Genomic DNA, 15,738 nt, shown 5'->3' on the forward strand with positions numbered 1-15,738 from the left:
AGGGAACAAGATGAATAAGGGGAATGTTTCAGATATATACGGATTATCGACGATGCAGGAAGGCATGCTGTTCCACAGCCTGAAAAGCGCAAGTGCCAGCATGTATCTTGAGCAGTTTTCCTGCATATTGAACGGAGAGCTTCACGCCGATTGCTTCTGGCAGGCCTGGCAGCGCGTCATTGACGGCAATCCGGCACTGCGCACCGCCTTCATGTGGGAAGGGCTCAAAAAGCCGATGCAGGTGGTGCTTAAGGAATGCGGCTGCCGGTATATCCAGTACGACTGGCGCCATCTGCCGCCGGAGGAGCAGGAGCGGTCCTACCGGAGCTTTTTGGAGAATGACCGGAGTCTCGGCTTTGATCTCGGCGAAGCGCCGCTGATGCGGTTTGCCCTGATCCGGATTACGGACAGCAGCAGTTATTTCGTCTGGAGCTTCCATCATATTGTGATGGATGGCTGGTCGCTGCCGCTGGTGCTGGGCAAGATGCTGGAGCAGTACAAGGAACTCCGCGAAGGCCGGACTCCGGCTGCGGATAACCGGCAATCGTTCAAAGCCTACATCCAGTGGGTGCAGAAGCAGGATCACCGGGCGACGCTGAGGTACTGGAAGGAGCAGCTGGAAGGCTTTGAAGAAGTGATCCAGCTTACGGAGGAGCTGCCCGGTGAGCAGGGCGGAGAGAACCGGAAGCAATCGCTGCGGCTGTCCGCCGGACTGTACGCAGACATCGAGGCGGCGGCCAAACAGCATGGCTTGACCTCCTTCCAGATTTACAATCTGGCCTACGCCCTGCTGATCGGCAAATATAGCGGAACGGACGATGTAGTCTACGGCACGACAGTATCTGGAAGACCTATGGATATTCCGGGGATTGAAGAAGCAGTGGGACTGTTCATAAACACGGTTCCTGTCCGGGTCCGGCTGAAGCGCGATGTAACACTTCTGGATGGTCTGGAGCAGCTGAGAGAGGCGCAGGTCAGCCGCAGCCGCCACGAATACATCTCGCTGGCTGACATCGGCAGTGCCTGCAATCTCCCGCAACTGTTCCAGAGTCTGTTTGTATACGAGAACTATGCCAATGCGGAGGCCTATAAGAATATTACGGATTTCAGCATTACCGGTCTGGAGCTGCGCGAAGAAATCAATTATCCGCTCGCCTGGGTCATCAAGCCGGATGACGGCATCTGCGTAGAGACCGTCTACAATTCCGCCTGCTTCAGCGACGAGCTCATCGGGCAGTTCCAGCAGAGCTACCTGGTGCTGCTTCAGGAAATCATTCATAAGCTTCTTGAGCCTGTACAAGCCGTAACGCTAATAGAAGAATCGGCGGAGGTTTATAGAGTTGCGACTGCGGTGGTGAATCTCCGCAATGAGCCTTGCAGCGACCTGGCAGCGGCTGATTTCCGGAGCATCCGGATTGTAGATACGGAAGGACATGCGCTGCCGGACGGATTCTACGGCAGGATCGTTCAAGCGTCAGCGGATGAGGCGCAGGACACCGGATATATTGGGCGGCTCCGCCAGGATGGCACGCTGCAAATCCATGAAACGCTCAGTACGAGCATGAGAATCGGCGCAAGCGACCGGGACCTGACCAGGCTGGAGCAGCAGCTGCTGGAAGACGGGCTGGCGGAGGATATAAAGCTGGTCCACCGCTACAACCTGGAGGGCGATTCCCGGCTGGTCATGTATTATGTGGAGCCTGTGACTGACGGTCTGGGAGATGTGCAGACCGGTTATGAAGACAGGTCTCAGACGGTTAGAAGCGCCCTGCTGAACCGGACTGCAGAGTGGCTGGACATCAGCATGGAGACCTGCACCGGTCTGGCCGATCTCGTCCATGTGTCGGCGATTCCCTATTCTGCAAGCGGACCGGTCAAGCTCGGTGAGCTGCTGAAGCTGGAGGTCATTAATGACAACCTGCTCGGGCGCTGGAGCAGCATGCTGAGTACAGAGACGGCTGCGGGGGAAGCCTCCCTGTCTGCACGTTTTGTCCGCAGAGCCGTTAAGCCGCACCGGGACAAGGTGCATATCTCCGAACTCGCGGAGCACTATTCCTTCATCGGCAAGGGCAGCGGCCAAGCAGGGAACATACAGAACACGGAAATGGGCGGGCAATGGGAGAGCGGCGATAATGAGCGCGCGCTGTCGCTTATCTCCGGGGAAGAGCTGGCGATCCCGGAGGATACGGTATTTGATCTGGGGCACTACATCAAGCGTGCGGCCGGGCACGCTCCCGAAGGATATGGCATCCGCTTTATCGGGTATGACGGAAGCGTAACCTTTGCACCATACCGCCAGATTTATGAAGAAGCGCAGGCTATCCTGGCCGGACTGAGTTTAGAGGGTCTAAAGCCGGGCGACAAGGTCATCTACCAGATGGACGACAACCGAAATTATGTCACCACCTTCTGGGCTTGTATGCTGGGCGGATTGATCGGGGTTCCCGTGACGGTGGCCGCTTCCTATCACGATGACAATGCGGCTGTGCGCAAGCTGTACAACGCCTGGAAGATGCTTGAACGGCCTGTCATCGTTACAGACGCTCGGCTTGCGTCCGGTGTACGCGGCGTGCCCGCCGTGCTGGGCGAAGCCGATGAACTGAACGTATTCGCTGCCGAAGCGCTGCGCAGCAGTCCGGCCTTGAACCCGGGCCATGCGGCTTACGAGGTGAAGCCGGATGACCTCGCGCTGCTGCTGCTGACCTCGGGCAGCACCGGCATGCCCAAAGCGGTGATGCAGTCGCACCGCAACCTGATCTGCCGGACCATCGCTGGCGTGAGCGGCAACGGCTTCGGACCGGAGGAGGTCACCTTCAACTGGATGCCGATGGATCATGTCGGCGGCACAGTGATGTGCAATGTCCGGGACGTCTATCTGCACTGCAACGAGATTCTCGCGCCGGTCAATTATATTCTGGAATCGCCGCTGCGCTGGCTGACGATTATGAGCGAATACCGGGTCACCAACACCTGGGCGCCGAACTTCGCCTATAACCTGATCAACAGCCATGAGCATGAACTGAAGTCGCTGCAGCTTGATCTCTCCCGGCTCCGGGTGATCACCAACGGCGGTGAAGTGGTTGTCGCCAGAACCGCGCTCAAATTCATTGAGTTAATGCAGCCGTACGGACTGGACAAAGCGGCGATGAAGCCCTGCTTCGGGATGTCCGAGACGTGCTCCGGGATCATCTATTCCCGCGATTTTGCAGATGGGCTGGTGAAGCCTGAGGACACCCGGGTGTCTGTCGGTTATCCGCTGGGCGGGCATATGGTGCGGGTGGTGGATGCGCAGGACGAGCTGTTGCCGCTCTATACGGAAGGGCGGTTCCAGATCAGGGGCCTGGCCGTTACACCCGGCTACTATAACAATGCCAAAGCCAATGCGGAAGCATTTACGCGGGACGGCTGGTTCGATACGGGCGATCTCGGGATGATTTCGGACCGCGGCCTGACCATCACCGGCAGAGCCAAGGATATCATCATCATCAATGGGGTCAATTACAACAACTCCGACATTGAAGCCGTGCTGGAGGAAATCAGCGGGGTGGAGGTCTCTTATACCGCTGCGGTCACCGTCAAACCGGCCGGTGCGCAGACGGAACAATTGGCCGTCTTCTTTCATCCGTCCTCCATGGATGCTCCGCAGCTCCGCAAGGTGATGAAAGAGATGCAGCGGGCCATCACAGCTAAAATCGGCGTGGTCATTGAATACATCGTGCCTCTGCCCAAAAAGGATATTCCCAAAACGGCCATCGGCAAAATCCAGCGCATCCTGCTCCGCGATTCACTGCTGGAAGGCAAGTATGATCCCGTATTGCGGCAAGTTGAACTGCTGAGAGATATCAACACCGTGAAGCCCTGGACCTTCGGCAGAGTCTGGCAGCCGCTCGGCTTCCGGCATGAACCGCAGGACTTGTCTGCGGCCACGTTCCTTGTGTTCGCCGACGATGCCGGATTGGCGCGGGAGTTCGCCGGCCTGACCGGGCAGGAGGCCATGGGCCGGGTGATCACTGTTACCCGCGCGGAGAGGTTCAGCCTGGAGAGCTCCGGCGATATTGGCTGCGATTATACAAGTCCGGCCGGCTGCGATGCCCTGTTTACTCATTTGCGCGAGATTGGGTGGACCCCCAGACATATGCTGTATCTGGCCGGCTATGAGCCGGCGTCCTCCGGGCGGATGGAGCTTGCGGGACAGAGCCAGCGCGGCGTGTACAGCCTGCTGACGCTGGTTCAGGCTCTGGAGAAGCATGGATTATGCGCTTCTACGCATCTGGTTGTGGGTGCTTCGAACGTGTACCAGGGAGTAAGCGGGAAAGAGACGCACGCGTACAATGCATCTCTGATCGGCTTCATGGCTGCGCTGCGGATGGAGAATACAGGTCTCGCCGGTACGCTGGTGGACCTGGAAGGAAGCGATCTGCTCCAGGATGCCCGGTGTGTGCTGGAAGAAATCCGCCACGGGGAGACCGGCAGCCGGGAGATCAGCTACCGGGGGGGCCGGCGGATGGCGGGATTGCTGAAGCATTTGCCGCTGCAGCCGGGCGAGTCGAACGTGAAGCTTAAGCAGGGCGGACACTATGTCGTCACGGGCGGACTCGGCGGCATCGGCACGGTCATCTGCCGCAAGCTGATAGAGGATTATGCAGCCCAGCTGCTGATTGTCGGCCGCAGTGAGCTGGACCTGCTTGCGGAGGACGATGCCAGGGTGCGGAGTTACCGCGAGCTTGCCGGACTGGGTGCGGGCGTTAGCTATACACCGGCCGATGTCTGTGATCTTGCCGCTTTGCAGGCGGCAATCGGAGCTTACGAAGAGCGGATCGGCGCTGCCGTTGACGGCATTCTTCACCTGGCCGGGAACTCCAGCTATCAGCGGCATCTGGATGACCGCGACAAGTACTGGATTGCCGCCGGTGACAGGGAGGCTTTTGCCGAAGAGTTCGATGCGAAGGTATATGGAACACAGAACCTGTTCCGGATCATTGAGGAGCGAAAAGACGCGGTCATGATCGCTTTTTCCTCGGTAACCTCCTTTCTGGGCAGCGCGACCTTCAGTGCTTACTCTGCCGCCAACAGCTTCCTGGAAATGTTCTGTCAGCATGCGGCCGAGGTAGAGGGCTATCCGGTCAAGTGTATCTCCTGGACGATGTGGGACAACATCGGGATGACGGCGGGCAATCTGCAGTCGATCAATATCCTGAGCGAATCCATCGGCCAGCATGTCATCGGCGAGCAAGACGGGCTGCTGCTGTTCGAAGCGGCCCTCCGGATGGACGGGGCCTTGATTTATGCCGGAATTGATGAGCATAACCGGCAGATGAAGCCGCGGATCGCCGAGAAGCTGTATGCGGCGGAAACGCTGGCCATCTCGCTTCAGGAAGGTCCGGTAAGCGGGCTTCGTCTGGAAAATGCCCGCCTGATCGACGATTACGGCGCCGTTAGCACGGTAAAGGTCTATTCGGCGGATTCCGGCAGCGGTGCGCTGGACAGCGACGAGGAGGCAGGGTATTCGGCGGCAGCCAGCGAGACGGAGCAAGTGATTCATGATATCTGGTCCGAGGTGCTGGGCATCCGGCGGATCGGCACGGGCGATAACTTCTTTGAGCTTGGCGGGCATTCCCTGCGGGCGACGCAGGTCGTTTCACGGATCAAAAAAGCCTATGAGGTTCCCTTCGCCATCAATGACCTGTTCTATTATCCGACGATCGGCGAGCTGGCCGGGGTGATTGACGGCCGGCTGGCGGAGCTGGCCGGGCCAGTCGGCGAGGAGGCTGTCGCAGTGCTCGGCGAGGAAGAGAAGCGCCGGGGAATTCCGGTATCCTATGCCCAGCAGAGATTATGGTTCCTGCGCCAATATGATGAGGAGAGTGCTTTTTACAACATCCTTGAAGCCGTGAGGCTGGAGGGCAAGCTGAATGTGGACTGCCTGCGGCAGGCCGTGACCGAGATCGTCAAGCGCCACGACGGGCTGCGGACGACCTTCGCCAATGTGGAAGGACAGGTGCTGCAAATTCTGCATGAGGCCCGTGAGGTCGAGATTCCTATTCAGGATTTGACTGCGGTGCTGCCGGAGGAACGGGAAGCGCTGCTGCAGAAGCTGGCGGATGGCGAGGTGGCTGCAGGGTTTGACTTTGAGCATGGACCGCTGCTCCGCTGCCGGCTCTTGAAGTTCGCCGAGCAGGAGCACATCATCTTCCTCACGATGCATCATATTGTCTCGGACGGCTGGTCGATGGGCGTGTTCGTAGAGGAATTTGTCCAGCTGTATGAGGCGCTGGCGGAGCAAAGACCGCATAGCCTGCCGCGGGTGGAATGGCAATACGCGGATTATGCTGCCTGGCAGCGGGGCTGGTTCACCGGGGAGGTCAAGCAGCGCCAGTTCGACTATTGGAAGAACAAGCTGCAGGATGTGGCCACCCTGGATATTCCGGCGGATTACGACCGTCCGAAGATTCAGACCTACAACGGGCGCAAGGAATTCTTCAACTATAGCCCGGAGCTGATGCGAAGCGTCGGCCAATTGGCAGAGACGACCGGAGCGACGCCGTTCATGATCTATCTGGCCGCCGTCAATGTGCTGCTGGCCCGGTATACCGGGCAGGATGATATCGCCATCGGTACGCCGATTGCGAACCGGACCCGCAAGGAGACGGAGCATACGATCGGGTTCTTCGTGAACACGCTGGTGCTGCGGAGTGATCTGTCCGGCGATCTCTCCTTCCTGGAGCTGATTGAACGGGTCAAGGCGACGGCGCTGGAATCCTACGACGCTCAGGATATGCCGTTTGAGATGCTGGTGGATGAGCTTGACCTTGAACGGGATCTCAGCCGCAACCCGCTGTTCCAGGTGATGTTCGCCTTGCAGAACGAGGAGCTGCCGGATTTCCAGCTGCCGGGCCTGAAGATTTCCCGGATTGAGACGGATAACCATTCGGCGATGTTCGATTTCTGGATCTCCATGCGTGAGCTGGAGGACGGGGTCTATGCACTGTGCGAATACAACACGGATATTTACAAGCGGGAGACGGTGGCGCGGATGATGCGCCATCTGGAGAATATTCTGGTCAGCCTGTGCAGTGACCCTTCCCAGAACGTCAAGCAGTTCACCTTCATGGACAAGCATGAGATTCAGGAAGTCCTGTACGGCATGAATGCTACGGAAGAGTCTTTGACCTCCGGCCTATTCATTCATGAAAGCTTCGAGGCGCAAGCGGCCCTGCGGCCGGATGCGCCGGCGGTAAGCTTCGAAGGCAACAGCCTGACATACCGGGAGCTGAATGAACAGGTGAACCGGATTGCCCACTATTTGCTGGCCCAGGGCATCGGGCGGGAGAACTTCGTGGGCGTCTATGCGGAGCGCTCCATCGAGATGGTCGCGGCCATCTACGGCATTCTGAAGGCGGGGGCCGCCTATGTACCGATTGACCCGACTTACCCGCGCGAACGGGTCGATTATGTGCTTGAGGATTCACAGGTCAAGCTGGTCCTGGCCTGCGCCGGGGAGGTTAATCTGCCGGAAGGAATTACGGTGGTTGATCTGCGGGATAAGGAGCAGTTGGCGCTGTACAGCGTCCAGAACCCGGACGTCAAGGTTGACGGGCAGGATGCGGCTTATATGATCTATACCTCCGGATCGACCGGGAAGCCGAAGGGTACGGTCAATGTACACAGCGGCATCCGCAACCGCATCCAGTGGGGCCAGCGGAAGTTCGGGATGCAGCAAGGCGACCGGCAGCTGCAGAAGACGCCATTCTCCTTCGATGTGTCCTGCAGCGAAATCTTCTGGGCGCCGACCGCCGGCGCTTGCCTCGTCATTGCAAGGCCAGAGGGGCATAAGGATGTCGATTATCTGATTGAGGTCATCCGGGATGAAGGGATTACCTTCTGCCACTTTGTCCCGTCCATTCTGAAGCTGTTCCTGGACCACCCGGGCGTGGGACAGGCAGGCAGTCTGAAGAAGGTCTTCTGCAGCGGCGAGGCCTTGCCTTACCGGCTCAAGGAGCAGTTCTTCGCTACATTGAACGCGGAGATGCACAACCTGTACGGGCCGACCGAAGCGTCGGTTGAAGTGTCCCACTATGATTGCAGCGAGCCGCTGGACAAGGAGATTGTGCCGATTGGCCGGCCGATTGCCAATGTGCAGCTGTACGTGCTCGACCGGTTCATGAATCCCGTGCCGTACAACGTGAGCGGGGAGCTGTACATCGCCGGCGTCAATCTGGCCCGGGGCTACTACCAACGGGAGGAGTTAACCGCAGAGCGGTTCATCCCGAATCCGTTCAGCAAATACGCCAACGCCCGGATGTACAAGACCGGAGATATCGTTACGCTGCTCCCGGACGGCAACATCAGCTTTATCGGACGGGCGGACAACCAGGTCAAGATCAGAGGGCTGCGGGTCGAGCTGGGCGAGATCGAGAAGGTGATCCAGAGCCATCCTTCCGTCAGGGACAACGTGGTGCTGGCCCGGGAAAGCGGAGATGATGTGCGGATCGTGTCCTACATTGTCCGCGAGGAGCATTACCAGCTGCAGGCCGCAGAGGAAGGCGGCAAAGAGCAGGTGAACCGCTGGGAGACGGTCTTCGACCATGCCTACAACAAGGAGGAAGAGGTCCGGGATTTCAGCCTGAATACGGTCAGCTGGAACAGCAGCTATACCGGCGAGAGCATTCCGCATGCGGAAATGGAGGAGTGGCTGGCTGATTCCGTGGATGTCATCAAGGAGCTGAAGCCGCGGAAAGTACTGGAGGTCGGCTGCGGTACCGGGATGATTCTGTTCAAAATTGCCCCGCTCTGCGAGGAGTATGTCGGCGTCGATCTGTCCCGGGTGGGCCTCGATTATATCGAAAGCCATCTCGATGACGCGATGAACGTGCGGCTCTATCAGAAGGCGGCGGACGAGCTGGACGAATTGCAGGAGGAACGGTTCGACACCATTATCGTCAACTCGGTCATTCAATATTTCCCGAACGGCGACTATTTGCACCGGGTGATGCAGAACCTGCTCGGTATGCTGAGCCCGGACGGACATCTGTTTATCGGGGATGTGCGCTCGCTGGCCTTGCTGCAGAGCTATCATACTTCGGTTGAGCTTTATAAAGCTTCGGATGAGCTGACGATATCCGGGCTGCAGGAGCGAATCCGCACTGCGGTTGCCGATGAGAACGAGCTGCTTGTGGATTCTAAATATTTCCTTAGTCTCAAGGAGACCGAGGAGCGGGTGCGCCATGTTGCCGTCCTGCCCAAAAAGACCCGGTACGGCAATGAAATGAGCAGATTCCGCTATCAGGTCGTTATCGGTACCGGAGAAGCCCGCCGCCTGGAGAGCCTGGTCCGGCTGGACGTCCGGGAGCTTGGGACGGAATACGGATTGCCGGAGCTTCTTAAAGGACGCAATGATGAAGCAATCCTCCTCGACCACATCCCGCTTGAACGGCTGGCATACGAGAACCGGGCGGAGGCACTGCTGGCGTCGGCGGTGGACGGCTCTACTGTGGGCGAGCTGAAAGCCCGACTGGAAGCAGAATCCGCCGCCCATACGGAAGCCTTCAGGTTGAAGAATCGGCGCGGGACCGGAGAGGAGACCTACGAGCTGTTCCAATGGATCGGCGCCCCGGAAGATAGTGGGGATTATGCCATCCTTCCGCTGTGGAACGGTCATACCGCGAACGGCGACTATCAGCTGCTGCTGCTGCGCAAGGACAGATTCACAGGCGAGAGCTCTTATTATCATTATGAGGTGCCGCATATGCTGCGGTTCAGCGGAGACAAGAGCCTCTACTTCACCAATCCGCTGGAATGGAAAAACAACCGGGAGTACGTTCCGCTCCTCCGCGAGCATGTCCGGCAGTCGCTGCAGGATTATATGATCCCTGCCCATTTTATTGTACTGGAGCAGATGCCGCTGCTGCCGAGCGGCAAGCTGGATCTCAAGGCGCTGCCCGAGCCGGAGAATAACCGGCGGAATGTGCTGACTGAATATGCCGATGCCGCGAGCGACAAGGAAAAGAAGGTCAAGCAGATCTGGGAAGCCGTTCTGGGCGCAGGCAATATCGGCGTCAACGATAATTTCTTCGATATCGGAGGCCACTCGCTGCTGGTCCTTCAGGTCTACTATCAGATCAGGGAAAGCTTCGGCACCAGCCTGACCGTGGTGGATATGTTCAAATATCCGACCATCCGCAGCCTGTGCGAGGTGCTGGAGGAGGCGTCCGGCAGCTTCGCCGAGGTGGCGGCGGTCAGCGAGCAGGCGCAGAGCGGGAAGGAAGCCATGCGCGAGAAGCGCAAACGTCTGAAGGAGCTTATGAAATAAAAGAGCCGTAAGGAGCCGTATGATGGAGAACACAAAGGAGAAAATCAAAGCCTTATCCAGAGAACAGCTGCTGGAGCTGATGGCCAAGTCCAAGGGACAGAAGCAGACCCAGAGCCAGGCGATTGAGCGGGCTGACCGGACTGCGGGCAGCCTCAGCCAGTCCTATTCCCAGCAGCGGCAATGGTTCATGGAGCAATTGATGAACGGCGGTGTATTCAATGTTCCGCAATCCTATCTGCTCAAGGGTGCGGTGCGGACCGATCTGCTGGAGGAAGCGCTCAACCGGATGGTGGAGAAGCATGAAAGTCTCCGCACGGTATTCAATACTGTAGACTATGTTCCTTCCCAGATGTTCAAGCCTTATGAGCGGTTTCAGGTTGAACTGACTGACCTGCAGGCTTACGACAGCGGAGAGCAGCGGGACAAAATCCAGGAGATCAACCGCGAAATCGCCAGACGGCCGTTTGATTTGACGGTAGGACCGTTATGGCGCTTCCGGATGATCCGGCTGTCGGAGGAAGAAGTGGTGCTGACACTCTCGCTGCACCATATTGTCTGCGACGGCTGGTCCTTCGGCGTCATCATGCAGGAAATTGCCGAAGTCTACACCGGACTGCTGCAGGGGGAGGCGGATATCCGTCCGCTTCCCGTGCAGTATGCCGATTATTCCGAATGGCAGCGCAAGCGGATTGAGAGCGGCGAGCTGGATGCTCAGCTGGACTACTGGCTGCGCAAGCTGCAGGCTGTCCCGGCCTGTATTTCACTGCCCTATGACTACAGACGCGGCGATGTCCAGACCTACCGCGGCAGGACGGAATACTTCGTCATTGAGCGGGAGACGGCGCAAGCCATTAACGAGACCGCCCTGCGGTATAAAAGCTCGGTCTATCATCTTATGCTGTCCGTGCTGACTCTGCTGCTGCATGCTTACAGCCTGGATGACACGGTATGCATCGGAACGCCGGTGGCGGGACGGAGCCGGGTGGAGCTGGAGAAGCTGATTGGCTTGTTTATTAACACGGTGGTCATCCGCAGCCGGCTGGAGCATGCGATGAGCTTCGCCGGACTGCTGGAGGAAGTGAAGGGGAGCTGCATCGAGGCGTTCAACCATGCGGAGATTCCCTTTGAGCGGGTGGTGAGCGGCCTGAATTTGCCGCGGCAGATGCAGCATTCGCCGCTCTTCCAGGTGCTGTATGTCCAGACCGAGGAGTCGATGCTGAATGTGGCGATTCCCGGCATTAGCGTCGAGGTCATCCCGGTCACGGCAGAGACGGCACAATTCGATCTCTCGCTGTATGCCACAGTAATGCGGGAGGGGATATCTGCCGGCTTCGAGTACAATACCGATTTGTTCAGCCGGGAGACCATTCTCCGGATGATCGAGGATTTCCGGCTGCTCCTGGAGAGTGTTGTTGCGGGTCCGGAACGCAGCATCGGAGAGCTGGTCGGCCTGCTGAGTCCCAAGAAGCTTGCACTGACCCTCGTATCCTCTTTCGAATCCGAGCCGGTCGCCGAAGCGCTGGAGTATTGGATGGATCAATTTGCGGTTCCCGTGAAGCTGCAATTCGCGCCATACAGCCAGGTATTCCAGCAGCTGATCGACGGGAGCAGTCTCTTGGCGCAGCGGCGCGGCGGCATCGGAATTGTGCTGCTGCGGCTGGAGGACTGGATACAGGGAATGGACTTCCAGCCGCAGCGTCTGGAGGCCGTACTTGCCGAGAATACCGGCCGGTTCATTTCCAGTCTGCTCGGCCATGTGAACAAGCACCGTTCCCGGCTGCTGCTGGTGCTGTGTCCGGCCTCTGCGCGGGTGCTTGGCCACCCGGAGCTTAGCGCGCAGGTGGGCCGGCTGGAAGCGCAGATTGAAGGCAAGGCAGCCGGCAATCGCTATATCACCGTGCTGCAGGGCGAAGACATTGCCCGTAAATACGGGCTGGCGGAGTATAACGACGGCTTGGGGGACGAGGAAGGACATGTCCCCTACTTGCGGGAGTATTTTACCGCGCTGGGTACTGAGCTGGCCCTGAATATGCTGGAGCGGAGCCTGCAGGCTTCCTCCTGATCATGAAAGAGGTGGCGGAGGAAATGAGACTGAAGCAGATTGTTGCGGAGGTGCTGAAGCTTCCGGCGGGAGAAATCGACGGACAATTGTCTCCGCAGAATGCGCCGGAATGGACCAGCCTGAAGCAGGTGGAGCTAATCACAAGCGTTGAGGAAGCGTACCAGATCAAGTTCACGATGAAGGAAATGAAGAGCCTCAGAAGCTACGCCGCCTTCGAACAGATCCTCAGGGGCAAAGGGACGGGGGATGAAGCCTTTGAGTAAGGCTATGGCGGAGGCACTGCCGTTCGAAGCGGCCAGCGATGAGGATCTGGAGCTCATGCTATTGATCCGTGAATATGAGCTGACGGTGCTGGAGCTGTTCGCGGAGGGGCTGATTAAAGGGACCGCCCATACCTGCATCGGGCAGGAGTATATCCCGGTTGCCTTAAATCCGTTCATCACTGACGGGGATTACGTCGTCAGCAACCACCGTGGACACGGGCATTATCTGGCCCGCTATCAGGATGCTGAAGGACTGCTGGCGGAAGTGACGGGCCGGCGGGGCGCCGTATGCGGCGGCGTCGGCGGCAGCCAGCATATCCACCGGGAGCGGTTCCTGTCCACAGGAGTCCAAGCGGAAGGCATCGCGGTGGGCGCCGGCATCGCCTGGAGCTACAAGCATAAGAAGCAGGAGCAGGCTGTATTCGTGTACATCGGAGAAGGGACCTTCGGCCGGGGCTGTGTTTATGAAGCCCTGAATTTCGCCGGCCTGTGGCAGCTGCCGCTGATCATTGTGGTCGAGAATAACGGCATCGCCTTGTCCACGCCGCAAAGCTGTGCTATGGCCGGCAGCATCGAAGGCCGTGTGCGGGGCTTCGGCATTGACTATATGCGCGTTGAGAGCCGGGACCCGGGAACGGTCCGGGTACAGGTGGGTGAGAGCATTCTTCAGGCACGCAAGACATGCAAGCCTCTGGTGCTGGAGTTTATCACCGACCGGGTGGCTTCGCACAGCAAAGGGGATGACACCCGCACCGCTGAGGAGCTGGCGGCTGTACAGGAACGCTATTGGTACAACCGGATGAAGGCGGCCGGCGGCCAGCGGTTTCTGGAGCTGGAGCAGGCGGTCCGGGGGCGGATGCGGTCACTGCGGGATGATGTCATGGGCAGAGAGGAGGCGGTATGGAGCGATGTCTGACAAGGAGCGGATCAATGACAATCTGCGCGGCGCCCTCCGCCGCCTGATGGCCGAGGACGAAGCTGTAATTGTGCTCGGCGAGGATGTGAATGAGCCTTACGGCGGCGCCTTCAAGATTACGAAGGGCCTGTCTGCCGAATACCCGGAGCGTGTGCTGGCCACGCCAATCAGCGAGGAGGGCTTCGTCAACATGGCCAGCGGCATGTCGCTGATGGGACTAAAGCCGGTCGTGGACATGATGTTCTCCGACTTCACGGCGCTGGCGTTTGATCCCTTGCTGAATTTCGCCTCCAAATCCGTCACGATGTATGGCAGAAGGCTGGAGCTCCCGATGATCGTCAGATGCGCCAACGGCGGATACCGGGGCTACGGGGCGACGCACAGCCAGAGCATGCAGAAATATTTCATGGGCATTCCCAATCTGAGCGTCTACGAGCTGTCTCCGTTCCACGATAATTACGCCGTGCTGCGGCGGATGCTGGAGGAGAAGCAGCCGTGCATGTTCTTCGAGGAAAAGATGATTTATTCCCATTACATGTACAGGAATGGCACCGTCAGTGAGCTGTTCGGCTTCACCTGGAAGGGGGAGGAGAACAACTGGGCGCTGGCCGCCATCGAGGAAACGGCTGCGGCAGAGGTGCTGATTCTTTGTCCGGGCGGACTGGCCGCCATGTGCGTGGCTGCTGCCGAGAAGCTGATCCTGGAAGATGAAATTGAGGTCAAGATCGCCGTTCCTTCAAAGCTGTATCCTTGCAGGATCGAGGACATTCTGGAGGATGCGGTGCAGGCCGGCAGGATTCTGATTGTCGAAGAAGGAACCTGCGGAGGCAGCTGGGGCGAAGGAGTGGCTGTCCAATTGTATCCTCATCTTCTTGGAGGAAGCGGCGGCGACATCCGGCTGCTTCATTCGAAGACCAGCATTATCCCGGCTTCGGTTCATCATGAGCAGCATGTGCTGATCGAAGAGCGGGATATCATTGAGAACGTGCGGGAGCTGATGAAGCCGCAGCCCGTACGGTGAAGGGGGATTCCATGTGCAAAAGGTCATTATACCGCAATTGAATGCCAATGACGGGGAGTGTACGGTCCAGGACATCCATTGCCCGGCGGAGACCGCCGTCAAGGCGGGAGATCTGCTGGCAACCCTGGAGACCTCCAAGGCGGTCATTGATGTCGAGGCTGAGGAGGCAGGTTATTTCTACCCGCTGGCCAAGGCGCAAAGTGAATTGAAGACCGGTGAGACGCTGGCCCTGATCTTCGCCAGCCTGGAGGAGCTGCACGCGTTCAAGGAAACGGCGGCTGCCGAATCAGCCGCTGCCGAAGCCGCTGTACTGTCCGCAGCTTCGCTGTATACGCTCTCCAACCAGGCCAAAGCATTCGCAGAGCTTCACCAGTTCACGGCGGAGGAGCTGTCCTCCCTGAACAAGAAGGTGATCAAGCTCAGCGATCTGGCCGGACTGCTGGAACAGCGGGAGCTTGCGGCGCCGGAGCATATGCCGCTGTCCAAGAATCAGAAGCAGGTCGCCCGAACGGTGACCGCATCGTACCAGACGATCCCGCGGGCGTTCCTGCTCATGAAGGTGTACTGCGACCAGGCGCTGGCCGGCATGCGGGAGCTGGGAGCCAGGCTGGATGAATTCGTCGGCTTCGGCGAGGTGCTGCCGGGCCTGCTGGCGGAGCTGCGGGACGAGTTCCCGTTCCTGTACGGAAGCCTGCGGGATGAGGAGACCTTCGTTCCGGCGGCCGAGGTCAATGTCGGCGTGACGCTGGATGCTGGAACGGGGCTCTATATTCCGGTCATCCGCCAGGCGGATCTCGCCAGCATCGAGCGTGTAACCGAAGTTATGGCGGAATACAAGTACAAGGCGCTGCGCGGCAGCTTCGAAGGGAAGGATCTGGCGGACGGCTGCATCACTGTCAGCCTGAACACCAGTCCGGATGTCGTAAGCGTGCTGCCCATCATTCTGCCGGGCCAGACCGGGATGCTCTCCGTGGGCGGTGTAATGAAGGAGCTGGCACTGAAGGACGGGGAGGTTAGCGAGCGGAGCTATCTGCATCTGGGGCTGGCCTATGACCACAGAGTGGTCAACGGCTTCTATGCGGTAGCCTTCCTGACCCGGCTGAAGGAACGGCTGGAGCATTTCGGGGCTGCTCTTCCGGCCTAAAGCAGGCACTGCCCGATTACAGA

At 58.7% G+C, this 15,738-nt stretch carries 6 protein-coding genes; all 6 read left to right on the forward strand.

Going from position 1 to position 15,738, the window contains the following annotated elements:
* Positions 1–10: 10 nt before the first annotated feature.
* The 6 genes from F1379_RS20005 to F1379_RS20030 are packed head-to-tail and all read left to right on the forward strand — an operon-like array spanning position 11 to position 15,715.
* Positions 11–10,309 carry a non-ribosomal peptide synthetase gene (locus F1379_RS20005; RefSeq protein WP_150273107.1) on the forward strand — a complete coding sequence of 3,433 codons (10,299 nt, stop codon included), beginning with the start codon at positions 11–13 and terminating at the stop codon, positions 10,307–10,309.
* Between the two features lie 22 nt (positions 10,310–10,331).
* Positions 10,332–12,371, forward strand: coding sequence for a condensation domain-containing protein (locus tag F1379_RS20010; protein ID WP_162551224.1), 2,040 nt, complete (start codon positions 10,332–10,334; stop codon positions 12,369–12,371).
* 23 nt (positions 12,372–12,394) lie between these two features.
* Positions 12,395–12,634 (forward strand): acyl carrier protein, encoded by a 240-nt coding sequence (locus F1379_RS20015; RefSeq protein WP_162551225.1) that lies wholly within the window; start codon positions 12,395–12,397, stop codon positions 12,632–12,634.
* Complete coding sequence (locus tag F1379_RS20020) at positions 12,627–13,550, forward strand: thiamine pyrophosphate-dependent dehydrogenase E1 component subunit alpha (protein ID WP_203457142.1); 924 nt, start codon at positions 12,627–12,629, stop codon at positions 13,548–13,550. Before F1379_RS20015 ends, F1379_RS20020 begins: the two co-directional genes overlap by 8 nt.
* A complete protein-coding gene (locus tag F1379_RS20025; RefSeq protein WP_162551226.1) occupies positions 13,543–14,571 on the forward strand; it encodes an alpha-ketoacid dehydrogenase subunit beta in 1,029 nt (342 codons plus the stop codon). Before F1379_RS20020 ends, F1379_RS20025 begins: the two co-directional genes overlap by 8 nt.
* Positions 14,572–14,584: 13 nt before the next feature.
* The gene (locus F1379_RS20030; protein WP_150273117.1) at positions 14,585–15,715 is read left to right on the forward strand and encodes a 2-oxo acid dehydrogenase subunit E2; all 1,131 of its coding nucleotides are present in this window, start codon (positions 14,585–14,587) and stop codon (positions 15,713–15,715) included.
* The last annotated feature ends 23 nt before the right edge of the window (positions 15,716–15,738 follow it).

The sequence above is a fragment of the Paenibacillus tepidiphilus genome (genome assembly GCF_008635795.1).
Taxonomy (GTDB): domain Bacteria; phylum Bacillota; class Bacilli; order Paenibacillales; family Paenibacillaceae; genus Paenibacillus_AQ; species Paenibacillus_AQ tepidiphilus.